Origin of the sequence: Streptomyces sp. NPDC004539 (assembly GCF_040610055.1) — a bacterium.
In the GTDB taxonomy this organism is placed as follows: domain Bacteria; phylum Actinomycetota; class Actinomycetes; order Streptomycetales; family Streptomycetaceae; genus Streptomyces.
Genome location: NZ_JBEXLS010000042.1, coordinates 35,006 through 58,247, shown reverse-complemented (window position 1 = coordinate 58,247; position 23,242 = coordinate 35,006). Strand labels below are relative to the sequence as shown.

Annotated in this window: 20 protein-coding genes and 1 pseudogene; 8 read left to right on the top strand and 13 right to left on the bottom strand. The window is 72.6% G+C overall.

All coding sequences use genetic code 11. The features are described from left to right. On the top strand, positions 1 to 203 hold a 203-nt coding region (locus tag ABZX85_RS46860; protein ID WP_355884202.1), incomplete at its 5' end, for a hypothetical protein. A 466-nt stretch (positions 204 to 669) separates the two neighbouring features. Then, on the top strand, positions 670 to 1,710 hold the full coding sequence (trpS, locus tag ABZX85_RS46855) for a tryptophan--tRNA ligase (protein ID WP_355884200.1): 1,041 nt from the start codon (positions 670 to 672) through the stop codon (positions 1,708 to 1,710). A 12-nt stretch (positions 1,711 to 1,722) separates the two neighbouring features. Here trpS and proC read toward each other — a convergent pair whose 3' ends face one another. The 3 genes from proC to ABZX85_RS46840 form a co-directional block, all read right to left on the bottom strand. Beyond that, complete coding sequence (gene proC / locus ABZX85_RS46850; protein ID WP_355884198.1) at positions 1,723 to 2,535, bottom strand: pyrroline-5-carboxylate reductase; 813 nt, start codon at positions 2,533 to 2,535, stop codon at positions 1,723 to 1,725. Positions 2,536 to 2,634: 99 nt separating this feature from the next. Then, positions 2,635 to 3,420 carry an ABC transporter permease gene (locus tag ABZX85_RS46845; RefSeq protein WP_355884196.1) on the bottom strand — a complete coding sequence of 262 codons (786 nt, stop codon included), beginning with the start codon at positions 3,418 to 3,420 and terminating at the stop codon, positions 2,635 to 2,637. Beyond that, positions 3,417 to 4,199, bottom strand: coding sequence for an ABC transporter ATP-binding protein (locus ABZX85_RS46840; protein WP_355884194.1), 783 nt, complete (start codon positions 4,197 to 4,199; stop codon positions 3,417 to 3,419). The genes ABZX85_RS46845 and ABZX85_RS46840 overlap by 4 nt, the downstream gene beginning before the upstream one ends. Positions 4,200 to 4,569: 370 nt before the next feature. On the opposite strand from ABZX85_RS46840, the gene ABZX85_RS46835 reads away from it, so the two are divergent. After that, positions 4,570 to 6,006, top strand: coding sequence for a SulP family inorganic anion transporter (locus ABZX85_RS46835; RefSeq protein WP_355884192.1), 1,437 nt, complete (start codon positions 4,570 to 4,572; stop codon positions 6,004 to 6,006). A gap of 200 nt (positions 6,007 to 6,206) precedes the next feature. Here the strand turns inward: ABZX85_RS46835 and ABZX85_RS46830 are convergent, their stop codons facing one another. Beyond that, on the bottom strand, positions 6,207 to 6,983 hold the full coding sequence (locus ABZX85_RS46830) for a class I SAM-dependent methyltransferase (protein WP_355884190.1): 777 nt from the start codon (positions 6,981 to 6,983) through the stop codon (positions 6,207 to 6,209). Positions 6,984 to 7,201: 218 nt separating this feature from the next. Between ABZX85_RS46830 and ABZX85_RS46825 the strand changes: the two are divergent. Further along, positions 7,202 to 7,419, top strand: a pseudogene (locus tag ABZX85_RS46825) (hypothetical protein); the annotation flags it as partial. Positions 7,420 to 7,993: 574 nt separating this feature from the next. Here ABZX85_RS46825 and ABZX85_RS46820 read toward each other — a convergent pair. The 3 genes from ABZX85_RS46820 to ABZX85_RS46810 all read right to left on the bottom strand — a co-directional run bounded on the left by ABZX85_RS46820 (position 7,994) and on the right by ABZX85_RS46810 (position 9,040). Continuing rightward, complete coding sequence (locus ABZX85_RS46820) at positions 7,994 to 8,506, bottom strand: EamA/RhaT family transporter (RefSeq protein WP_355884188.1); 513 nt, start codon at positions 8,504 to 8,506, stop codon at positions 7,994 to 7,996. Between the two features lie 7 nt (positions 8,507 to 8,513). Beyond that, positions 8,514 to 8,645, bottom strand: coding sequence for a hypothetical protein (locus ABZX85_RS46815; protein WP_355884186.1), 132 nt, complete (start codon positions 8,643 to 8,645; stop codon positions 8,514 to 8,516). 83 nt (positions 8,646 to 8,728) lie between these two features. Next, positions 8,729 to 9,040 (bottom strand): peptidase, encoded by a 312-nt coding sequence (locus ABZX85_RS46810; RefSeq protein WP_355884184.1) that lies wholly within the window; start codon positions 9,038 to 9,040, stop codon positions 8,729 to 8,731. Between the two features lie 174 nt (positions 9,041 to 9,214). On the opposite strand from ABZX85_RS46810, the gene ABZX85_RS46805 reads away from it, so the two are divergent. Continuing rightward, positions 9,215 to 11,389 carry a serine/threonine-protein kinase gene (locus tag ABZX85_RS46805; protein ID WP_355884182.1) on the top strand — a complete coding sequence of 725 codons (2,175 nt, stop codon included), beginning with the start codon at positions 9,215 to 9,217 and terminating at the stop codon, positions 11,387 to 11,389. Between the two features lie 90 nt (positions 11,390 to 11,479). Here the strand turns inward: ABZX85_RS46805 and ilvD are convergent, their stop codons facing one another. The 4 genes from ilvD to ABZX85_RS46785 form a co-directional block, all read right to left on the bottom strand. Further along, positions 11,480 to 13,333 (bottom strand): dihydroxy-acid dehydratase, encoded by a 1,854-nt coding sequence (gene ilvD, locus ABZX85_RS46800; RefSeq protein ID WP_355884180.1) that lies wholly within the window; start codon positions 13,331 to 13,333, stop codon positions 11,480 to 11,482. Positions 13,334 to 13,439: 106 nt separating this feature from the next. Further along, positions 13,440 to 14,012, bottom strand: coding sequence for a TetR family transcriptional regulator (locus ABZX85_RS46795; protein ID WP_355884207.1), 573 nt, complete (start codon positions 14,010 to 14,012; stop codon positions 13,440 to 13,442). Between the two features lie 392 nt (positions 14,013 to 14,404). Further along, positions 14,405 to 15,229, bottom strand: coding sequence for a sugar phosphate isomerase/epimerase (locus ABZX85_RS46790; RefSeq protein ID WP_355884178.1), 825 nt, complete (start codon positions 15,227 to 15,229; stop codon positions 14,405 to 14,407). A 305-nt stretch (positions 15,230 to 15,534) separates the two neighbouring features. Next, on the bottom strand, positions 15,535 to 16,467 hold the full coding sequence (locus tag ABZX85_RS46785) for a Ppx/GppA phosphatase family protein (RefSeq protein WP_355884176.1): 933 nt from the start codon (positions 16,465 to 16,467) through the stop codon (positions 15,535 to 15,537). A gap of 206 nt (positions 16,468 to 16,673) precedes the next feature. Here ABZX85_RS46785 and ABZX85_RS46780 point away from each other — a divergent pair, with 206 nt between their 5' ends. Continuing rightward, positions 16,674 to 17,429 carry a hypothetical protein gene (locus ABZX85_RS46780; protein WP_355884206.1) on the top strand — a complete coding sequence of 252 codons (756 nt, stop codon included), beginning with the start codon at positions 16,674 to 16,676 and terminating at the stop codon, positions 17,427 to 17,429. A gap of 254 nt (positions 17,430 to 17,683) precedes the next feature. On the opposite strand, the gene ABZX85_RS46775 is transcribed toward ABZX85_RS46780, so the two are convergent. Further along, a complete protein-coding gene (locus ABZX85_RS46775; RefSeq protein ID WP_355884174.1) occupies positions 17,684 to 19,351 on the bottom strand; it encodes a hypothetical protein in 1,668 nt (555 codons plus the stop codon). Between the two features lie 199 nt (positions 19,352 to 19,550). On the opposite strand from ABZX85_RS46775, the gene radA reads away from it, so the two are divergent. Next, complete coding sequence (radA, locus tag ABZX85_RS46770; RefSeq protein WP_355884172.1) at positions 19,551 to 20,960, top strand: DNA repair protein RadA; 1,410 nt, start codon at positions 19,551 to 19,553, stop codon at positions 20,958 to 20,960. Between the two features lie 80 nt (positions 20,961 to 21,040). After that, positions 21,041 to 22,165, top strand: a complete 1,125-nt coding sequence (gene disA / locus ABZX85_RS46765) for a DNA integrity scanning diadenylate cyclase DisA (RefSeq protein ID WP_355884170.1) — start codon at positions 21,041 to 21,043, stop codon at positions 22,163 to 22,165. 193 nt (positions 22,166 to 22,358) lie between these two features. Here the strand turns inward: disA and ABZX85_RS46760 are convergent, their stop codons facing one another. Beyond that, positions 22,359 to 23,168, bottom strand: a complete 810-nt coding sequence (locus tag ABZX85_RS46760; protein ID WP_355884169.1) for a hypothetical protein — start codon at positions 23,166 to 23,168, stop codon at positions 22,359 to 22,361. Between the last annotated feature and the right edge of the window lie 74 nt (positions 23,169 to 23,242).

The window sequence follows — 23,242 nt, the reverse complement described above, 5'->3', positions numbered from 1 at the left end:
GTTCTCAAGGAACGGACGCTTCCTTCGTACTCACCCTCTCGGGCTTTCCTCCGGGCAGTTTCCCTTCGGTCTTGCGTTTCCGACTCTATCAGATCTTTTTCCGATCCGATTTCCTCGGTGCTTTCCGGTTCCCGCTCTCCGCTTTCGCTTCGGGCGTTTCCCTTTCGGCGTTTCCGACTCTATCAGATCCTTTCGGCGTCTGATTCCCAGTCAGCGGGAGTTGTCTTCCCGGCTGTTGGGCCGTTCCGACGAGTGAGACTTTAGCGGATTCCCGGCCCCCGAAGCCAATCGGGGGGTCGCTGTCCTTTCGAACAGGGATTCCTCATTTCGCGAATACGCACGCCGAAGAACACGACACGAGGTCGAGTGTTGGTGGGTACTTGCGGAATGGCTGTCCGGGGACCGACCGGGGTCGGCGCTCACGCTGGACAACTCGGAGAACACTACGTACCGGCCCCGGGGGTGTCAACTTCTCCCCCGAGGCCCACCCCGGAGGCGTACTCTGGCCCGCATGACGACGCGTACGTACACCCAGCAGTGGTGGGCCGCCTGACGGCGGCCTGTACTCACGTACGCAGACAACGGCCGCCGCCTCGGCGGCCGTTCTCGTTTCCTCTCCAGGACCGCGAGGGCCGGCCGGGACGGCGGCCCGGAGCAGGAGGAGTGGAGATGACGAAGGTCTTCAGCGGGATCAAGCCGACCGGGCACCTGACGCTGGGGAACTATCTGGGGGCCATGCGGCGGTGGGCCGAGGTCGACCAGCACCGGTCCGACGCGGTCTTCTGCGTCGTGGACCTGCACGCCCTGACCGTGGACCACGACCCCGCGCGCGTGCGCAGGCTCAGCCGGCAGGCGGCGACGCTGCTGCTCGCGGCCGGACTGGACCCTTCCCTGTGCACCCTCTTCGTACAGAGCCACGTCGACGAGCACACCAGGCTGTCGTATCTGTTGGAGTGCGTCGCGACCGACGGCGAGATGCGGCGGATGATCCAGTACAAGGAGAAGGCGCGGCGGGAGCAGGCTCGGGGCGGGAGCGTGCGGCTGTCGCTGCTGACGTATCCGGTGCTGATGGCGGCGGACATCCTCGCGTACGGGACGGACGAGGTGCCGGTGGGCGACGACCAGACGCAGCACGTCGAGCTGGCCCGGGATCTGGCGGTGCGGTTCAACCAGCGGTACGGGCACACGTTCACGGTCCCGAAGGCCACGCACCCGGCGGTCGCCGCGCGGGTCATGAACCTCCAGGACCCGCTGGCGAAGATGGGGAAGTCCGACGACTCCGGTCCGGGCATCGTCTATCTCCTCGACGAGCCCGACACCATCCGCAAGAAGGTGATGCGAGCCGTCACGGACAGCGGCCGGGAGGTCGTGTACGACCGTGCGGCAAGCCCCGGCGTCGCGAATCTGCTGGAGATCCTCGCCGCGTGCACGGGCGGGAACCCTGACGAGCTGTCAGCCGTTCACAAGTCGTACGGAGCGCTCAAAGCGGACACCGCCGAGGCTGTGATCGAGACTTTGCGGCCCGTGCAGGCCAGACACCGGGAGTTGTGCGCGGAACCAGGACAGGTGGAAGGGGTGTTGCGGGAGGGAGCGGAGAGGGCGAAGGCGATGGCGCGTCCGACGGTGGACGCCGCCTACCGCGCGATCGGGCTGCTCGAACCGGCTCAAGCGGCCGAACCAGTCCTGATCGGCGTCACCGAGAAGAGCTAGTCCTTCTCATGACTAGTCCTTCTTGCCGGAGGCGAGCTGGCGGCTGCGGTCGCGGGCGGCTTCGAGGGCGGCGATGAGGGCGGCGCGTACGCCGTGGTTCTCCAGTTCGCGGATGGCGCTGATGGTGGTGCCGGCCGGGGAGGTGACGTTCTCCCGGAGCTTGACGGGGTGTTCGCCACTGTCCCGGAGCATCACGGCGGCGCCGATCGCGGACTGGACGATCAGGTCGTGGGCCTTGTCGCGCGGCAGGCCGAGGAGGATGCCGGCGTCGGTCATGGCCTCGACGAGGTAGAAGAAGTACGCCGGTCCCGATCCGGAGAGGGCCGTGCAGGCGTCCTGCTGGGACTCGGGGACGCGCAGGGTCTTGCCGACGGCACCGAAGATCTCCTCGGCGTGGGCGAGGTGGCCGTCGGTGGCGTGGGTGCCGGCGGAGATGACGGACATGGCCTCGTCGACGAGGGCGGGCGTGTTCGTCATGACGCGGACGACCGGGGTGCCCGGCGAGAGGCGCTCCTCGAAGAAGGAGGTGGGGATACCGGCGGCGCCGCTGATGACGAGCCGGTCGGCGGGGACGTGCGGGGCGAGCTCGTCGAGGAGGGCGCCCATGTCCTGCGGCTTGACGGTGAGGATCAGGGTGTCGGCGGTCTTGGCGGCCTCCGCGTTGCCGACGGGGGTGACGCCGTAGCGGGTGCGGAGTTCCTCCGCGCGCTCCGGGCGGCGGGCGGTGACCAGCAGGTCGGCCGGGGCCCAGCCGCCCCGGATCATCCCGCTGAGCAGGGCTTCGCCGATCTTTCCGGTGCCGAGGACTGCGACTTTCTGGCTCATGTCCTCATCCTCGCACCGGAGGTAGGGGCCGGGGGCGGCTGTCCGGCTGCCGGAACGGACGGCGGGGCAGCCGCCGGAGCAGGCGCCCGGGGCCGGGCGTCACCGGGTGCGGCGGCGCAGGGTCGCGGCGCCCAGGGCGAGGACGAGCACGGCACATCCGGCGACGACAAGGACGTCCCGGACGAAGGCGGTGGTCATCTCTGTGTGCCGCAGGATCTCGTTCATGCCGTCGACGGCGTACGACATGGGCAGTACGTCGGAGATCGCTTCGAGGACGGGGTGCATGGCGTCCCTCGGGGTGAAGAGGCCGCAGAGGAGGAGCTGGGGGAAGATCACCGCCGGCATGAACTGGACGGCCTGGAACTCGGAGGCCGCGAAGGCGGAGACGAAGAGGCCGAGGGCGGTGCCGAGGAGGGCGTCCAGCAGGGCGACGAGGAGCAGGAGCCAGGGGCTGCCGGTGACGTCTAGGCCGAGGAACCAGACGGCGAGTCCGGTGGCCAGGGCGGACTGGACGATGGCGAGGGCGCCGAACGCGAGGGCGTACCCGGCGATCAGGTCGGCCTTGCCGAGCGGCATCGCGAGGAGGCGTTCGAGGGTGCCGGAGGTGCGTTCGCGCAAGGTGGCGATGGAGGTGACCAGGAACATCGTGATCAGCGGGAAGACCCCGAGGAGGGAGGCACCGATGTTGTCGAAGGTGCGCGGGCTGCCGTCGAAGACGTAGCGCAGCAGGACCAGCATCAGGCAGGGGATGAGGAGGAGCAGGGCGATCGTGCGCGGGTCGTGGCGGAGCTGGCGCAGGACGCGGGCGGCGGTCGCGGTGGTGCGGGCGGCGTTGAGGACGCGGGTGGGCGCCGTCGTCGTACCGGTGATCGTGTTCGTCGTCATCGGAGGGAGTCCTTCTCGCGGGTGGGGGCGGTGGCCTCGTCGACCAGGTGGAGGAAGGCGGCTTCGACGGTGTCGGTGCCGGTGTGGGTGCGCAGGGCGGTGGGGGTGTCGTCGGCGAGGAGGTGTCCGGCGCGCATGAGGAGGAGGCGGTGGCAGCGTTCGGCCTCGTCCATGACGTGCGAGGAGATGACGAGGGTGGTGCCGCGGGCGGCGATGTCGTGGAAGAGGGTCCACAGGTCGCGGCGCAGGACGGGGTCGAGGCCGACGGTGGGTTCGTCGAGGACGAGGAGGTCGGGGGTGCCGAGGAGGGCGACGGCGAGGGAGACGCGGCTGCGCTGGCCGCCGGAGAGGTTGCCGGCGAGGGAGTTCGCGTGGGAGGTGAGGTCGACGTCGGCCAGGGCGCGGTCGACGTCGGCGCGGCGGGCGGCGTGCGGGTGGGTGGGGGTGAGGACGGCCGCGAAGTAGTCGAGGTTCTGCCGGATCGTCAGGTCGTCGTACACGGACGGGGCCTGGGTGACGTATCCGATGCGGCTGCGGAGGGACGGGTGGCCCGCGGGCCGGCCGAGGACGTCGAGGGTGCCGGTGACCTTGGCCTGGGTGCCGACGAGGGTCCGCATGAGGGTCGTCTTGCCGCAGCCGGAGGGGCCGAGGAGACCGGTGATCTGGCCTTTCGGGATGGTGAAGTCGAGGGCGTGGAGGACTTCGCGGGTGCCGCGGGTGACGGTGAGGGAGGCGGCTTTGACGGCCGGTTCGGGGAGGCTCGGGCTTTTATTCATCATGTGCTGAATAATGCTCTCGGCGGGGTGGGCCGTCAAGGGCGTCGGGCGTGTCGAGGTGCGGGGTGCGAGTGGAGGGGGGTGAACGGACGGGGCGCGAGCGGACGGGGCGCGCGCTGAAGGGGTGCGAGCGGAGGGGGTGTGAGCGGAGGGGGGCGGTCCGGATCGTGCGCCGTTCTCGCGCCGTATCGCTCCCGCGCGCCACCCGGGCTCCGGTGCGCGATCAACTCCCGCTGCCGACAATGGAATTCATGCGCGGAACGGCGGGGTTCCGGGCCGCGCAGGGTGTCCCGTACGAGCCGTACGAAGTGCCGCGCCCTCCCCCGGCGCGGGGCCCACGCATCTCCTGCTGCCGACCGGAGGTGCTGTCGAGATGCGCCGTGGCGTACGCAAGGCCGATCTGCTCTCTTCACTCGTCGTGTTTCTCGTCGCGCTGCCCCTGTGCGTGGGCGTCGCGCTGGCCTCCGGGGTGCCGCCCGAGCTGGGGCTGGTCACCGGGGTCGTCGGGGGTCTGGTCGCGGGGGCGCTGCCCGGGAACGGCCTGCGGGTCAGCGGGCCCGCCGCCGGGCTGACCGTCCTCGTGTACGAGGCCGTCCGGGCGTACGGGCTGCACGCGCTCGGCGTTCTCGTGTTCGCCGCCGGGCTGCTCCAGCTCGGGCTCGGCGCGCTGCGGCTCGGGCGGTGGTTCCGGGCCGTGTCCGTCGCCGTCGTGCACGGCATGCTCGCCGGGATCGGGCTCGTCCTCGTCGCCGGGCAGGTGTACGCGCTCGGGGACACGAGTGCGCCTGCGGGCGGGATCGACAGGCTCGCGGGGCTGGTGGAGCTGCCCGGGGAGGTGGACCCGGTGGCGTTGTCAGTGGGGGGTGCCACCATGGTCGTACTGCTGCTGTGGGGGCGGTGGCGGCGGGGGGCGCGGGTCGTGCCCGCGCCGGTCGTGGCGGTCGGGCTCGCGGCGGCGGTGACCGGGGTGTTCGGTCTGGATGTGCGGCGGGTCGAGGTGCGGGGGCTGTGGGAGGCCGTGCGGATACCGGGGCTCGCCGATGTGGGGCGGCTCGCGGAGGTGGGGGTGATCGGGACCGTCGTCGCGTTCGCGTTGATCGCCTCGGCGGAGTCGCTGTTCAGCGCGGCGACCGTGGACCGGCTGCATGACGGGCGGAGGACCGACTACGACAAGGAGCTGATGGCGCAGGGCGCGGGGAACGCGGTGTGCGGGCTGCTGGGGGCGCTGCCCATGTCGGCGCTGCTCGTGCGGAGCGCGGCTGAGGGAGTGCGGGCCGAGGGCCGGACCAAGGCGTCCCGCGTGCTGCACGGCGGCTGGCTGCTGCTCTTCGCCGCCTTCGTGCCGGGGGTGCTCGGGGTGATCCCCGTCGCCGCGCTCGCCGGGCTGCTCGTGTACGCGGGGTGCGGGCTCGTTCCGGTGCGGGAGGTGCGGGCGTTGTGGCGTACGGATCGGGGGGAGGTCGTCGTCCTCGCCGTGACCGCCGTCGTGATCGTCCTCGGGAGTCTCTTCGAGGGGGTCCTGATCGGGCTGGCGCTCGCCGTCGCCAAGACGGCCTGGGAGATCAGTCATGTGCAGGTCGAGATGGCGGATCGGGGGGACGGGGTGCTGGTCGTGCGGGTGGTCGGGCATGCGACGTTCCTGCGGCTGCCGAAGCTGCTCGACGTGTTGGAGGGGTTGCCGGGGGATCGGGAGGTGCGGTTGGAGCTGGGCGGGCTCCGGCATGTGGATCATGCGTGTGCGGCTGCGTTGGGGGCGTGGGTGGAGGGGCGGGGGGAGAGGGTGTCCGGGCGGGAGGGGGTGGGGGTTTAGGGGTGGGGGTGTTGGGGGGCCTTGAGGGGGAGGTGGGGCCCCGAGGGTGAGGCTCGGTGGTGGGCGCTGTGCGGAGGGGGCGGGGCCTTGAGAAGTGCGGTTTGAGGAGCGGGCGTTGGGGAAGCGGCGGCCTTTCGGGAGAGGGGCCGCCGCTTTGCGCTCGACTCGACTCGGCTCGGTTCGGTTCGGTTCGGCTCGGTTCAGGGCTGTGGGGTGCGGCGGGCCACGAGGAGGGTGACGTCGTAGGTCTCCTCCACGGCGCCGTCCGGGAACGTGGCCAGGAGGTGGGCGCGTTCCGCCGTGAGGAAAGCGGTCGTCCGCTCCGGCGTGTCGACCAGGAACACCGAGTGGCTGCCGATGTTCGCGAGGTGGGTGTCCAGCGGGACCCGGCGGCTCCAGCGGATCGTGCGGTGTACGAACGTGAGGGTGCCGGTCGGGTCCGCCAGGGACGTCCTGGATGCGCGGTCCTTCTCGCCGGCGACGTCGATGCCGAAGTGTTCGGCCATCCTCAGCGCCTGTTCCCTCAGCCATGGGACGTCGTACGGCGTCGTGTTCCACCACAGCGCCAGCGCGCCGCCCGGACGCAGCACCCGCATCGCCTCCGGGACCGAGCGGGCCGGGTCCGTCCAGTGCCAGGACTGGGCGTAGGTGAGGAGGTCGAGGGAGGCGTCGCGGAACGGCAGCCGGTTGCCGTCCGCCCTGAGGACCGGGACGTCGGGCAGAGCACGGCGGAACTCCGCCGCCATCCCGTCTCCCGGCTCCACCCCGACGACCCTCGCTCCCCGCCCGTGCATCAGCCCCGTCGAGATCCCCGTCCCCGCCCCGACGTCCCCCACCCACGCCCCCTCGAACCTCCGCTCCGCCAACTCCTCGATCGCGTCCAGCAGTTCCTGGGGGTAGGTGGGGCGGTTGGCCGCGTACTGGGCTGCGGCGGCGTTGAAGGAGTGGGCTCGGGGGGTGGGGTGGGAGGGGGTCATGGGGACATGGTGGCGGGGGTGGGGGGTTGGGGGAATGGGGTTTCGGTGTGAAGGGGTGGGGGGTACGGGGGTGGATTGGCTGGGCTGGGTGCGGGGCGGTGGGTGATCGAGGTCGAGGCTGGGCGCGGGTTCGATGGGCTTCGGTCGGGGCGGTGGGTGGCTGGGGCGGGGTGCTTGTCCGCGCGTGCGAGGTGCCGCTGTAGGACCCCGCCCGCGACAAGAACCGCTCCGAGTTCCTGGAGTTCTGCCGCTACCTGCGCTCCCTCCACCCCGTCGGCACTGTTCCCCGCACCTGACCACCAAACGCTGCCGCCACGTCGCCGACTGGGCCCAGGCCGACAACGTCGAGATCGCCTACACCCCGACCAACAGCTCTTGGCTCAACCGCATCGAGGCCCAGTTCACTGCCCTGCGCTACTTCGCTCTCGATGGCACAGCCCAGCCAGCCCGAGCAGCGGACTACCCGACACAGCCCGCGTCCCGACCTGCACGCACCAGTGCTCGACGAACCCCGCGTCGTCGTCGTTCAACGCGGTGCCGACCAGGACTCCCGCCGCCTCGCCCTCTGCCGAGCGGTCACGCGGAGCTCGCTCCAACGTCTCGACCACCACCCCGTGAGGCAGCGCGGGAGGGTTCTCGAAGCTCAGACGAGAATGCACCTCGCGAGGGTACGCGGACCGCAACCAACGGCCACCCGCCGCAGACCCGTGCGGCAAGACGGGGCGAACGTTGCTCGACGTGGCACTGATTGTCGGCAGTGGAGCGGCTGTGGGCCGGAGGTGGGTGCGGGTGGGTGGGTGGCGTGCAAAGGAGACTTGGCCGCCGACTTCTCGTGTGCGCACTGCCCGGCATTCCCGCACCGACGACGACGGCGAGTTCCGGTGGCCCCGGAGTCGTAGCCGGGTGTCGGGGCGGTCATGGCGAACCGGTCACCGGTCTTCAGCCCCAGCACTCCAGCCACCGGCCCTCAGCCCTGGCACCGGCAAGGGAACCCCCCGTCCCCCTCCCCCTCACCCCTTCCGCCGCCGCTTGGCCGGGTTCCCCGTCCTGCGGGTGTTGCGGCGGGTGTGTTGGGTGCGAGCCGCCTCGTACTCCGCGCGGTGGAGCTGTTCGCCGGGGGCCTCGCGGAAGGAGCGGAGGGTGTAGGCGAGGAGGGAGCCGACGAAGCCGATGGTGAGGAGGCCCCGCAGGGAGGACTGGCGGGCGGGGTCGGGGCGTTTGCGGAAGGAGTCCCAGGTGTGACCGAAGGCCAGCGCCGTACAGCCCGTGAACATGACGACGAGCAGGACGGCGACGAAGCGGCCGATGTCGGCGATCGCGAGCCCCTCGTAGGCGAACCGCAGGACGAGGCAGGCGGCGACGGTGACGGCCACCGACCCCACGGCCACACCGATCCGGCGAGCCTTGTAACCGTCGTCGTGATTCACCCACGTCGTACCGAAGAAGCGCAGAGGCTCGGGACGCGGCCCGGAACCCCCGTCCGCGAGATCCCCCGTGTCCGGCCTGCCGTTTTCGTCGCTCACGGGACGATTATGGCGCCGCCCGGGAGACGAGGCCGAGGCGGGTGGCGGAGAGGTACGAGGCGGAGGTGAGCGACAGGGACACGGCCCCGGAGCGACGGACGAGGCCCGCCTCGCGGACGCCCCCGCCCCCGTCACTCACAGAGCCCCTCCCCACCGCCCCACCCGAACTCCTCGCGGCGAAAACCCCCTTCGCAGAGCCCCCCGGCCCCGCCCCCGACCCGCTCAGAAGTTGCACCGAGGCGCGATGTACCCGTCGCTCCCGGTCTTCACGTACGCGTCCGAGACGAACTCCCCGTTCCCGATGTTGTCCCAGATGTTGGTGGTGCCGTAGTACCCGGAGACGGTGGTCCCGGCGATCTGGCAGTTGATCGGGACGCGCGCGTTGAGCGGCAGGACCCGGACGACGGAGTAGCTGGTCCCGGGACCGTTGCGGACGTTGAGCTGGATGCCCGGGGCGACCGGGTAGTAGACCTGGGCGAGGCCGAGCACCTGCTCCTCGGCCTCCGCGGACTGCGCGGTCTCGTCGACAGACATGATGAACCTTCCCCCCGTAAATCCCCCATGCCGACCATGGGACCCCGTTGATACCCACGGATCACCGTTCGAAACACACGCACATGATTCGTACACGCGGGCCAACGGGCCGCCTCTGTCTCGTACGCGTCATCGACTAGGCTCCAGGCGCCTAGACAGCACGGGGGTGGTTCCATGGCGCCACGGAGGGACACCGGAGCGGGGGCGGAAGCGGAACTTCCCGAGTACGCCGGCCACTACCTCCTGGAGTCACGTCTCGGCTCGGGCGGCATGGGTGTCGTGCACCTCGCGCGCAGCACGTCGGGGCTCAAGCTCGCGGTGAAGGTCGTGCACGCCGAGTTCGCGAAGGACGCCGAGTTCAGGAGCCGTTTCCGGCAGGAGGTCACCGCCGCGCGGCGGGTCAGCGGCGCGTTCACGGCCCCGGTGGTGGACGCCGACTCGGACGCGGAACGGCCGTGGATGGCAACGCTGTTCATCCCCGGTCCGACGCTGTCGGAGGAGGTGAAGCGGAACGGCCCGATGCACCCGGAGAAGCTGCGCAGGCTGATGGCGGGGCTCGCGGAGGCGCTGCGGGACATCCACCGGGTGGGCGTGGTGCACCGCGATCTGAAGCCGAGCAACGTGCTGCTGGCCGAGGACGGACCGAAAGTGATCGACTTCGGTATCTCGCGCCCGAAGGACAGCGAACTGCGCACCGAGACGGGCAAGTTGATCGGGACGCCGCCGTTCATGGCGCCGGAGCAGTTCCGGCGCCCGCGCGAGGTGGGCCCGGCGGCGGACATCTTCGCGCTGGGCTCGGTGCTGGTGCACGCGGCGACGGGACGCGGCCCGTTCGACTCGGACAGCCCGTACATCGTGGCCTACCAGGTCGTGCACGACGAACCGGAGCTGGCCGGCGTACCGGAGAACCTCGCTCCCCTGGTGCGCGCCTGCCTCGCGAAGGAGCCCGAGGAGCGGCCCACTCCGGACGAGCTGATGCGCGAACTGCGGTCGGTGGCCGCGTCGTACGACACGCAGGCGTTCGTCCCGAGCCGGCGCGTCCCGGACGCTCTCCCGGACGGCTTCGAGGAACCGGCCACACCGACCGAGGCGCCGGGAGCGGCACCCCGGAACCCCCAGAATCCCGAGGAGCCCGAACAGCCCGGGGGACCTGGGAGACCCGAGAAGCCGTCGAGACGGCGGCGGCGCGGAAAGGTCCTGCTCGCCGGTGCCGCCGTGGCGGTCCTCGCGGGCGGCGGCTTCGTCGGACTGCGGCTCACCGACGGCACGAGCACCGCCGCGCCGCGCACAACACCCTCCAGAACAGCCGCATTCGCCCCCTGGGCGACAAAACCGGCGCCGGACGACTCCGGGTCCCTCCCGCGCTGCGTGTACGCCTCAGGGCGCCTCCTGTGCGTTCAGCGCGGGCTCGTCTCGGCGCTCGACGAGAACGACGGCCGCGTGCTGTGGCGCCACCCCCTCGCCGCGGACGACTCGCCGGGCCGGGCACCGGTCGTCGAGGGCGGCCTCGTCCACGTCGTCACCCGTTCGGGCAGCCACACGCTCGCCCTGGACCCGGCGACGGGCGCGACGCGCTGGGAGCGGGACGTCTCCGGGTACTCGGTCTTCGCGGCGGCCGGCACGCTGCTGCTGACCGCGTCCGGCGGCGAGGTGACGGCCGTGGACGGCGCGACCGGCAAGGACCTGTGGAGCAAGCGGGTCCCGGGACAGCGCCTCCCGGTGTTCACGTCGTTCCGGGGCGACCGGCTCGCGTACGCGACGAGCCTCTCGTCCGACGGCGCGCGCACGCGCGTGACGGCGATCGACCCTGCGACGGGCGCCGTCCGCTGGGAGGCCAGGCTGACCGGCGGGCTCACCCCGGTCGGCCGCGCGGGCGAGGACCTGGTGCTGCTGAGGGGCGGCGGCGACTACGGCACGACGGACGCGGTGGTCCGGTACTCCCCGGCGACCGGGAAGTCCCTCAAAGTGCCGCTGGGCGTCGCCCTCGCGCAGGCGCGCGCGACGGTCGCCGGCGACAAGGTCTACCTCCTGGGCTACGACGGCGCCCTGGCCGCCGTGGACCTGGGCACGGGCGCGCAGGTGTGGTCGCTCCAGACGTCCGTGAGCCGTGGCTCGGACCTCGCGGCGGACGGCACGCGCGTGTACTTCAGCGGCGCGGACGGACGTCTGCTGACGGTCGACGCGCGCGCGGGACGCCTCCTCGGCCAGACGACCCTGCGCATCGGGAGCCGCTCCGACGAGGTCGCCTCCTCCCTCCCGGCCCCCGTGGTGGTCGACGGCCACGTGTACGCGGGCGCCCCGGACGGCACGGTCTTCGCGGTGACCGAGAACGACCCGGCGGCCCCGTAGGAGACCCCCGGGAAGCGAATTTCGTACGACGGACCGGGGCCCCTTCTCGCGAGAAGGGGCCCCGGTCCGTCGTACCTGTCGTGTGCGGCGTCAGCCGAGTTTGGAGACGTCCCGGACGGCGCCCTTGTCGGCGCTGGTGGCCATCGCGGCGTACGCGCGCAGGGCGGCGGAGACCTTGCGCTCGCGGTTCTTGGGGGCGTAGACGCCGTCGAGGGCGGCCTCCCGGCGGGCCAGTTCGGCGTCGTCCACCAGGAGCTCCATCGAACGTCCCGGGATGTCGATGCGGATGCGGTCGCCGTCCTCGACGAGGGCGATCGTGCCGCCGGCGGCGGCCTCCGGAGAGGCGTGTCCGATGGAGAGGCCCGAGGTGCCGCCGGAGAAGCGGCCGTCGGTGATCAGCGCGCACGCCTTCCCGAGGCCGCGGCCCTTGAGGTACGAGGTCGGGTAGAGCATCTCCTGCATACCGGGACCGCCCTTGGGGCCCTCGTAGCGGATGACGACGACGTCGCCCTCCTTGATCTCCTTGAGGAGGATCTTATGGACGGCCTCCTCCTGCGACTCGCAGACGACCGCCGGGCCCTCGAAGGTCCAGATCGACTCGTCGACGCCCGCGGTCTTCACCACGGCGCCGTCGACGGCCAGGTTGCCCTTCAGGACGGCCAGGCCGCCGTCCTTGGAGTAGGCGTGCTCGGCGGAGCGGATGCAGCCGCCCTCGGCGTCCTCGTCGAGGGTGTCCCAGCGCTCGGACTGGGAGAACGCCTCGGCGGAGCGGACGCAGCCCGGGGCGGCGTGCCACAGTTCGACGGCCTCCGGGGAGGGCGATCCGGCGCGGACGTCCCAGGTCTTCAGCCAGTCGGCCAGGGAGGGGCTGTGGACGGAGTGGACGTCCTCGTTGAGCAGGCCCGCGCGGTGCAGTTCACCCATCAGCGCCGGGATGCCTCCCGCGCGGTGGACGTCCTCCATGTAGTACGTGCGGTTCTTCGCGACGTTCGGGGCGACCTTCGCGAGGCACGGGACGCGCCGGGAGACCGCGTCGATCTCCTCCAGGCCGAAGGGGACCTCCGCCTCCTGCGCGGCGGCGAGGAGGTGCAGGATCGTGTTGGTCGAGCCGCCCATCGCGATGTCGAGCGCCATGGCGTTCTCGAAGGCCGCGAAGGAGGCGACGGAACGGGGCAGTACCGTCGCGTCGTCCTGTTCGTAGTACCGGCGCGTGATGTCCATGACGGTCCGCGCGGCGTCGACGTAGAGCCGCTTGCGGGCGGTGTGGGTGGCCAGGACCGAGCCGTTGCCCGGCAGGGAGAGGCCGATCGCCTCGGTCAGGCAGTTCATCGAGTTGGCGGTGAACATGCCGGAACAGCTGCCGCAGGTGGGGCAGGCGTTCTCCTCGATGCGCGCGATGTCCTCGTCGGAGATCTTGTCGTTCACCGCGTCGGAGATCGCGTCGACCAGGTCGAGCGTGCGGACCGTGCCGTCGACGAGGGTGGCGCGGCCGGACTCCATGGGGCCGCCGGAGACGAACACCGTCGGGATGTTCAGCCGCAGGGCGGCGTTCAGCATGCCCGGGGTGATCTTGTCGCAGTTCGAGATGCACACCAGGGCGTCCGCGCAGTGCGCCTCGACCATGTACTCGACGCTGTCCGCGATGAGGTCCCGGGAGGGCAGGCTGTAGAGCATGCCGCCGTGGCCCATCGCGATGCCGTCGTCCACGGCGATCGTGTTGAACTCCCGGGGGATGCCGCCCGCCTCGACGATCGCCTCGCTGACGATCCGCCCGACCGGCTGGAGGTGCGTGTGCCCCGGCACGAACTCGGTGAAGCTGTTGGCCACCGCGATGATCGGCTTGCGCCCGATGTCCGCGCCGGGTACCCCGGACGCCCGCATGAGCGCGCGTGCGCCCGCCATGTTGCGACCGTGGGTGACTGTGCGGGACCTCAGCTCGGGCATCGTCCGCTCCTTACAGGCAGATAGGGCTGCTGACGAGCGTACGCCGCTCATCCAGAGGGCGGGACGGGGTGTCCGGAATGCGGGATGTGCGTCTCGGAACGGCTGCTCAGGGGGCGGTCAGGTGTCCCTGGACGACCGGGGCCACCCGGGCGATGAGCTGTTCGACGTCCGCGGAGGCGAGGGGTTCGATCTTGATGACGTAGCGGAGCATCGCGCAGCCGATGAGCTGGGCGGCGGCCAGTTCGGCGCGGAGTTCGGGGTCAGGGAGGTCGACGCGGGCGGCGACGCGGCGCAGGAGCTGGGAGGCGACGAGGCGGCGGAAGACGGCGGCGGCGGTCTCGTTGGTGACCGCCGAGCGGAGCACCGCGAGGAGGGGCACCCGTGTGACGGGGTTCTCCCAGACGCCGAAGACGAACCGCGCGAAGCGCTCCCCGGTCTCCTCGAACGGTCCGTCCAGGAGCGCGTCCGGCGCGTTCAGCGCGGGGCCGACGGCGTCCTCGACCGCCGCGCCGAACATCTGCTCCTTGGTGCCGAAGTAGTGGTGCACCAGCGCCGAGTCCACCCCGGCGGCCTTGGCGATGCCCCGGACGGACGTCTTCTCGTACCCCCGCTCGGAGAACTCCTCCCGGGCCACCGCGAGGATCTTCTCCCGCGTCTCACCGCTCGCCGCCTCGGCCAGCCGGGGGCGACCCCGCCGACGGGGGGCTGAAGGGGCCTCAGGGGGGCTGTGGGGCGTTTTGGGCGGGGCGGGGGTGCCGGGAGGTGGGGAGGGGGCCGACGGGGCGCCTGAGGCGGCCTGAGAGGCTTCGGCAGGGGCCGTCCGCCTCTCGGGGCGCCCAGAAGAGGCAGCGGAAGTCTCCGAGGCACCTGAGGCTTCCCGGGAGGCTGCGGCGGCTTGGCCCGTCCGTGTCCGAGCCGCCCGGGCCGTCGCCTCAGACGCGCCGCGCTCCTTACGGTCCGCCCGACCGCCCTCCCGGTCCGCCGGTTCCGCCGCGCCGCGCTCCGTACGGCCGGTCCGCTCGCCCCGGCCGTCCGCATCCGGCACGCCCCCGCTCCCCGGAGTCCGAGAAGTCACCGGCGGGGCACCTTCAGGGCCGAGGCGAGGTGGAGGCGGGTGTAGGCGAGGGCCTCGGCGAGGTCGGCCTCGCGTTCGGCGGCGGACATCGCGCGCCGGGTGTTGACCTCGATGACGACATGGCCGTCGAAGCCGGTGAGGGCGAGGCGTTCGAGGAGCTCGGCGCAGGGCTGGGTGCCCCGGCCCGGCACCAGGTGCTCGTCCTTGTTGGAGCCGAGGCCGTCGGCGAGGTGGACGTGCCCGAGGCGGTCGCCCATCCGGTCGACCATGTCCATCGCCTCGCTGCGGGAGGTCGCCGCGTGGCTGAGGTCGATCGTGAAGTGCCGGTAGTCGTCCTTGGTGACGTCCCAGTCGGGCGCGTACGCGAGCATCTCGCGGTCCCGGTAGCGCCAGGGGTACATGTTCTCGACGGCGAACCGGACGTCCGTCTCGTCGGCCATCCGCCAGATCCCCTGGACGAAGTCCCGCGCGTACTGCCGCTGCCAGCGGAACGGGGGGTGGACGACGACGGTGCTCGCCCCGAGCTTCTCGGCCACCGCGCGTGCGCGCTGGAGCTTGACCCAGGGGTCCGTCGACCAGACCCGCTGCGTGATCAGCAGACAGGGCGCGTGCACGGCGAGGATCGGCATCCGGTGATAGTCACTCAGCCGCCGCAGAGCCTCGACGTCCTGGCTCACGGGGTCGTTCCACACCATCACCTCGACCCCGTCGTACCCGAGGCGCGCGGCGATCTCGAAGGCCGTCGCCGTCGACTCCGGATAGACCGAGGCCGTGGACAGAGCGACCTTCGCATCCGGGATGCGCACCACTGGTTCTGCCACGAGGGACAGCGTACGGGGCACCGCCGGGCGCCGTTGCCGGGTGTCCGCGCTCTCCCGGTACGACCGGCCACGCGCGCGTGGAGGCCGGTTCCGGTACGCGTACGGCTCCCGAACAGGGGCGCGGCGCCGCGGGGAGCGCGGCGGACGGACGTACGGCGGGGCCTCGGGGCCGGGGAGCCCCGTACTCCCGGGGTGGCGCACCTCACGCACCGCGCGCCCCCGGTGCACGACGACCCGGCACCGTACGCCGCACCACGCGCCGCTCCCCCGCCGGGCCGCTCCCCTCCGCCGTGTCCCGTCCGCTCTCAGACCGCCGGCATGTGGTCCAGGCGCCGCAGGATGACGCCCTCGCGCAGCGCCCAGGGGCAGATCTCCAGGGTCTCGACGCCGAAGAGGTCCATGACGCCCTCGGCGACGAGCGCCCCGGCGAGGAGCTGTCCCGCGCGGCCCTCGGAGACGCCGGGGAGCTCGGCGCGCTGGGCGACGGTCATCCCGGCGAGCCGGGGCACCCAGGCTTCGAGGGACTCCCGCTTGAGGTCGCGCTGGACGTAGAGGCCGTCGGTGGAGCGGGCGGCCCCGGCGATCCGGGCGAGCTGTTTGAACGTCTTGGAGGTCGCCACGACGTGGTCGGGCGCGCCGAAGCGGCTGAACTCGCCGACCGTACGGGCGATCTGGGCGCGCGCGTGCCGGCGCAGCGCCCTTATGGGCTCCGCCCCCGGCGGGTCGCCCGGCAGCCAGCCGGCGGTGAGGCGGCCCGCGCCGAGCGGGAGGGAGACGGCCGCGTCGGGCTCCTCGTCGATGCCGTAGGCGATCTCCAGGGAGCCGCCGCCGATGTCGAGGACGAGCAGCTTGCCGGCGGACCAGCCGAACCAGCGGCGGGCCGCGAGGAAGGTCAGCCGGGCCTCCTCGGCGCCGGAGAGGACCTGGAGCTCGACGCCGGTCTCGTCGTGCACGCGCGCGAGGACGTCGTCCGCGTTGGTGGCCTCCCGGACGGCTGACGTCGCGAACGGCAGGAGGTCCTCGACGCCCTTGTCCTCGGCCGCCTGGAGCGCCTCCTGGACGACGCCGACGAGCCTGTCGACGCCCTCGGGGCCGATCGCCCCGTCCGCGTCGAGGAGTTGGGCGAGGCGCAGCTCCGCCTTGTGCGAGTGCGCGGGCAGCGGGCGCGCGCCCGGGTGTGCGTCCACCACCAGCAGATGCACCGTGTTCGATCCCACGTCGAGGACACCGAGTCTCATGTAAAGAACGCTACTGCCAGTAGGTCTGTCCTCCGCCCCTGCGTCTGTGCCGTGAGACGGTCCGGGCGACTTACCCTGGTCGCGTGCCAAAGACGAAAAAGGCGAAGAACGAGAACCGGGAAAAGCCGGAGAAGTCACCCAAGGGCGACAAGGCGGGCGCACCGGCCGGGAGTTCTTCGCGGGCGAAGTCATCGAAGACGCGGGCTCTGGAGGGCGACGAGAAGGGACTCGACTTCCCGCGCGCGTGGGTCGAGTTCCCGGACCCGGGGGACGACGAACAGATCTTCCGCTGCGACCTGACCTGGCTGACCTCCCGCTGGACCTGCGTCTTCGGCAGCGGCTGCCAGGGCATCCAGGCGGGCCGCGCGGACGACGGCTGCTGCACCCTGGGCGCCCACTTCTCCGACGAGGAGGACGAGAAGCGCGTCGCCGGGTACGTCGAGCGGCTCACGCCGGAGGTCTGGCAGCACCACGCCGAGGGGCAGCGGGGCGGCTGGGTCTCGGAGGACGAGGAGGGGTCCCGTCAGACGCGGCCCTTCAACGGCTCCTGCATCTTCCAGAACCGTCCCGGCTTCTCCGGGGGCGCCGGCTGCTCGCTGCACATCCTCGCGCTCCGGGAGGGCCGCGAACCCCTGGAGACCAAGCCGGACGTCTGCTGGCAGCTCCCGGTGCGCCGTACGTACGACTGGATCGACCGTCCCGACGACACCCGTGTCCTCCAGGTCTCCATCGGCGAGTACGACCGCCGCGGCTGGGGTCCCGGCGGGCACGACCTGCACTGGTGGTGCACCTCGGCGACGTCCGCGCACGGCGCGGGAGAGCCGGTGTACGTCTCGTACCGGCCCGAACTCACCGAACTGATGGGCAAGGCCGGGTACGACCGCCTCGTCGAGCTGTGTGAGGCACGCCTGGCCTCCCACCTCCCGCTCCTCGCGCCCCACCCCGCCGACCCGGCCCCCTGACCGTCGCTCCATCCGGCTCCCCCGTCCGTCCGTTCGTCCCGCGCGCGTGCCGTCGAACACCTCCATGCGATTTCCCTGACCGCACCGCCCCACACCCGACCCCGCCCCACATCTGCGTCAAATCGGGCGCAGGGGGCGGACGCGGGGGTGGGCGGAGGGCGTCGGGGGCGCGGTGAAGGGCACCGGGAACACGCTGCGGGCGTGCGGGGGCGTGCCGGGCTCTGTCCGGAACGCCGCGTTACGAGGCCCCGCCCCTAGGACGCCGCAGGCGTGGGCTCCCCGCCGCCCTCCGACGGCGGCGGGCTGCTCGGCCCGGCGGACGACTCGCTGGGGGACGGTTCGGGCGTGTGGGACGGCGGGGCGCTCGGGGTGGGGTCCGAGGGCGACGGGGAGGCGGTCGGGGTGGGCGTCGGGTCGGACGACGGGGGCGGGGAGCCGGGGTCGGTCGGGGTGGGCCCGCGGCCGGAGATCGAGACGACCGCGCCGGCCGGGGCGATCGCCACGCGCGCGTGCCACGCGCCGGAGGGCTCGCGGAGGGAGTCGACGTACACCTTCACCGTCAGGGACTCCCCGGGGGCGAGCGTCCCGGAGGACTCGCTCAGGTAGAGCCACGACGCCCCCGTGGTCGCGGACCAGCGCACGGGCCCCCCGTCCCGCGCGGCGGTGAGCGTGACGAGGGTCGTCTCGCCCCGGCTCGCGGCGGACACGCTCAGCCGCGCGGCCCCTTTCGTGTCCGCCCCCGAGACGCTGATGACCTCGACGGACACGTCGGGCCGCCCCCCGTCCGCGCGGTCGGCGCCGGAGCGGGCGCCCGCGTTGCCGGCGTTCTGGTAGTCGCCGCCGGCCTCCCCGCCGAGCGCCCCGGGCCGCTGCGCCTCGCTCGCGCGCGGGGCGAGCCCTTCGACGCTCTCCCCGAGGGGCTCCCCCCGGTAGGCGGCCCACAGGGCGATCACCGGGGCCGCGACGACCGTGGCGACGACGGTCGTCGTCACCGCACGCGCGCGCAGCCGGTCGCGCCGGGCGGCCCGGTCCTTGGGGTCCATCGGGAAGCCGCGCCGGTCGTACCGGGGAGCGGCGGCGCCACGCGCGCGCGGGACGTGCGTCATCGCGACGTACAGCGCCGCGCGGGGGGCCTCCAGGAGGGGCAGTTCGGCGGGGGTCACCTGCGCGCCGGGCCACCGCCCGGGGGTGGCCCGGCCGGCGGCCCGCCGGCAGTGCGGGCAGTCGTCGACGTGCCGGACGAGTTCGCGCCGCAGGGCCGCGCTGAGCACGAGGTGGTGGCCGTCCGCGAGCCGGGCGACGCCGGGGCAGCCGCCGGTCTCGACGACGGCGAGCGCCGCGCGCGTGCGCTCGACCTCGCAGGCCGCGGAGGAGAGCAGCTCGCGCGTGGCGGCGGGCTCCATGCCGAGGACGGCGGCGACCTCGGGGGCGCCGAGCCGGTGCCGTACGGCGAGTTCGAGCGCCTCCCGCTGCTCCGGGCTGGTGCCGGCGGCCTCCGGCCAGGCCAGCAGCGCGAGTTCGCGGCGCCGCCGCTCCTGGTCGGCCGTGTCGGACGCGTCGGCGTCCGGTGCCCCGGGCTGCCGTCCGGAGGACGAGGCATGACGTTTCTGCTTGGCCTCCGCCAGCCGGCGCAGGCACGACCAGCGCGCGAGCGCGTACAGCCACGCCCGCAGCTCGCCGCCCTCCTCGGGCATCCGGTGCCCGCGCCGCTCGGCGAACGCGAGCGCGTCGCCCAGGGTCGCGACGGCCGCCTCGTGGTCGCACAGGACGGCCAGGCAGTACGTGAACAGCCCGTCGAGGTACGGCTCGTACCGCGCGGGCGGGCGCTGCGCCACCGTACGCGCGGCCTCACGGTCACGCGCCTCCCGTCGCTCCCGGTGCGCGCCGGTCGTACGGGGCGAGGTCTCCGGACTCGTGCTCATCACCCGTGCGACCGTAGGCGCCCCGCAACGCCCCGCTCCCGAACCTTGAGCCCTTTTAATCCATACGGGTGAAACGATCCCTCAATAGGGGACACGGGACGCTCTCCCGTGGCCGATTCCCGGGGTGACCCGACCGATTCGCGCCCGTGGTTGTCCACAGGCCGGCCGGTGTGTCAGTGCCGCCCGCTACGGTTTCCGCATGGCTGCCCGCACGAAGACCACGAAGGACCGTCCCTCCTACCGCTGCACGGAATGCGGCTGGCAGACGGCCAAGTGGCTCGGCCGCTGCCCGGAGTGCCAGGCGTGGGGGACGATCGAGGAGTACGGCGCCCCCGCGGTGCGCACGACGGCGCCGGGCCGGGTGACGTCGTCCGCGCTCCCGATCAGCCAGGTCGACGGCACGCAGGCGACCGCGCGCACGACGGGCGTCCCGGAGCTGGACCGCGTCCTGGGCGGCGGCCTGGTCCCCGGCGCGGTCGTGCTGCTGGCGGGCGAGCCCGGCGTCGGCAAGTCGACGCTCCTGCTGGACGTCGCGGCGAAGTCCGCGAGCGACGAGCACCGCACGCTGTACGTGACGGGCGAGGAGTCGGCGAGCCAGGTCCGCCTGCGCGCGGACCGCATCGGCGCCCTGGCGGACCACCTGTACCTCGCGGCGGAGACGGACCTCTCGGCGGTCCTCGGCCATCTGGACGCGGTGAAGCCCTCGTTGCTGATCCTGGACTCGGTGCAGACGGTCGCCTCCCCGGAGATCGACGGCGCCCCGGGCGGCATGGCGCAGGTGCGCGAGGTGGCCGGCGCCCTGATCCGCGCCTCGAAGGACCGCGGCATGTCGACGCTCCTGGTGGGTCACGTCACGAAGGACGGCGCGATCGCGGGCCCGCGCCTGCTGGAGCACCTGGTGGACGTCGTCCTGCACTTCGAGGGCGACCGGCACGCGCGCCTGCGCCTGGTGCGGGGCGTCAAGAACCGCTACGGGGCGACGGACGAGGTGGGCTGCTTCGAGCTGCACGACGAGGGCATCACGGGCCTCGCGGACCCCAGCGGCCTGTTCCTGACCCGCCGTGACGAACCCGTGCCGGGCACGTGTCTGACGGTCACCCTGGAGGGCCGCCGCCCGCTGGTGGCGGAGGTGCAGGCGCTGACGGTGGACACGCAGATCCCCTCCCCGCGCCGGACGACGTCCGGGCTGGAGACGTCCCGGGTGTCGATGATGCTGGCCGTCCTGGAGCAGCGGGGCCGTATCACCGCGCTGGGCAAGCGGGACATCTACTCGGCGACCGTGGGCGGCGTACGTCTCTCGGAGCCCGCCGCGGACCTGGCGATCGCGCTCGCGCTGGCGTCGGCGGCGAGCGACGTTCCGCTGCCGAAGAACCTCGTGGCGATCGGCGAGGTGGGCCTCGCGGGCGAGGTCCGGCGGGTGACGGGCGTGCAGCGCAGGCTCGCCGAGGCGCACCGCCTGGGCTTCACGCACGCGCTGGTGCCGGGCGACCCCGGGAAGATCCCGGCCGGGATGAAGGTGCTGGAAGTCGCGGACATGGGAGACGCCCTGCGCGTGCTCCCGCGCTCGCGTCGCCGACAGGCCCCCCAGGGCGAGGAGGACCGCCGGTAGACTTTGCCCTGGTCTCGCCCGTCCGTACGAACCGAGTGCGCAGGCGGGAGCACCCCAGAACCTGTGACCGGAGGAGTGCAGTGGCAGCCAACGACCGGGCGGCGGCTCCCGGAAAGTCCGGTGGGAGTGCCGGTTCCGATGGCCTGATGCGCGCCTCCCTGAGCGCGGTCGCCCCGGGCACCGCCCTGCGGGACGGCCTGGAGCGCGTCCTGCGCGGCAACACCGGCGGTCTGATCGTGCTCGGCTCCGACAAGACGGTCGAGACGATGTGCACCGGCGGGTTCGTCCTGGACGTCGAGTTCTCCGCGACCCGGCTGCGCGAACTGTGCAAGCTGGACGGCGGCATCGTCGTCTCGTCGGACCTCTCGAAGATCCTGCGCGCGGGCGTGCAGCTGGTCCCGGACCCGACGATCCCCACCGAGGAGACGGGCACGCGCCACCGCACCGCCGACCGGGTCTCCAAGCAGGTCGGTTTCCCGGTCGTCTCGGTCTCCCAGTCGATGCGTCTGATCGCCCTGTACGTCGACGGGCAGCGGCGGGTCCTGGAGGACTCGGCGGCGATCCTGTCGCGCGCGAACCAGGCCCTGGCGACGCTGGAGCGCTACAAGCTCCGGCTGGACGAGGTCGCGGGGACGCTGTCGGCGCTGGAGATCGAGGACCTGGTGACGGTCCGGGACGTCTCGGCGGTCGCGCAGCGCCTGGAGATGGTCCGCCGGATCGCCACGGAGATCGCGGAGTACGTCGTCGAACTGGGCACGGATGGCCGGCTGCTGGCCCTCCAGCTCGACGAGCTGATCGCGGGCGTGGAGCCGGAGCGCGAACTGGTCGTGCGGGACTACGTCCCGGAGCCGACCGCGAAACGTTCCCGTACGGTCGACGAGGCGCTGTACGAGCTGGACGCGCTGACCCACGCGGAGCTTCTCGAACTGTCCACGGTCGCCCGCGCGCTGGGCTACACGGCCTCCCCGGAGGCGCTCGACTCGGCGGTGTCCCCGCGCGGTTTCCGGCTTCTGGCGAAGGTGCCCCGGCTGCCGGGCGCGATCATCGACCGGCTGGTGGAGCACTTCGGCGGCCTCCAGAAGCTGCTGGCGGCGAGTGTGGACGACCTCCAGGCCGTCGACGGCGTGGGCGAGGCCCGCGCCCGGAGCGTGCGCGAGGGACTGTCGCGGCTGGCGGAGTCGTCGATCCTGGAGCGCTACGTCTGAGCCGTGCCCGGCGCGGGGGCGGCGGGGTCGATGGCGGTGTGGTGCGCGAGGGGCCCTGTGAGCCCCTCGCGGGGGCGCCGGGCGGAAGATCCTCCGGGAACCCCGGGGAGGGCCTCAGAGAGGGTCACGCGCCCCGGAAACGGCGTCTGGACGGTCGTACGGCGTGTTCCTGTGCCCGGCCGGGCACGGGGCGTCAGTCGGCTTCGAGGACGAAGGACGTCTGTGCCTTCGCGAATCCCGGGGCCTTCGCCTCGACGAGGTAGGTCCCGGCGGTCGCACTCCCGGCGGGCGGGGTGGCGCACTGGGGGGCGCTCGGCTTGCGGTCCCACTTCAGGGTGTACGTGAAGCTGCTGCCGGCGGGGACGCGGTAGAGGGCGCTGCCGGAGGTCTTGGGGCAGTCGGCGGAGGCCCAGTAGGCGTCGTCGCTGCCGGTCTGGGTGATCGTCAGCACGGTGGTCTTCGGGCCGAGGTCGACCTTGCAGTCGCTGGCGGAGCTGTTGCGCGCGGTGAACCGGAAGGTCGGCGTCTGGTCGGGCGAGTAGGTGTTGCTGACGCTGCTGAGGGTCCAGGTGACCACGCTGGCCGTGCAGTTGGGGAGCCCGGTGCCGGCCGGGAGGGCGGCTCCGGCGCTGCCGCTGCCGTTGGAGCCGTCGTCGCCGCCCGAGGCGCCGCCCGCGTCGCCGGCGCCCGCGCCCGTCCCGGAGCCGCCGTCGTCCGAACCCCCGCCGGAACCCGTCCCGTTGGAGTCACCGGGCGTCGACTCGTCGCGCCCGCCCGGGTGTTGGCTGATCGCCGGACCGGAGGCCGAGGGTCCCGGGGTGATCGAGGACGCGGGATTCTTGCCGTTGGAACCCCCCGCGGCGTTCTTCCCGCCGCCGTCGCCGGAGAGGGCGATCCAGGCGACCAGAAGCGTCAACAGGGCCAGCGCGGACAGCAGTACGGCCCTCCGTCGCCAGTAGATGGTGGAGGGAAGCGGCCCGACCGGATTGCGCAGAGATCCCACGGCGCAAACTGTACGAGAGATCACGGCGTTCGCCGTCCCCACCCGCCGCCTGAACCACAACTTTTCCGGATCAT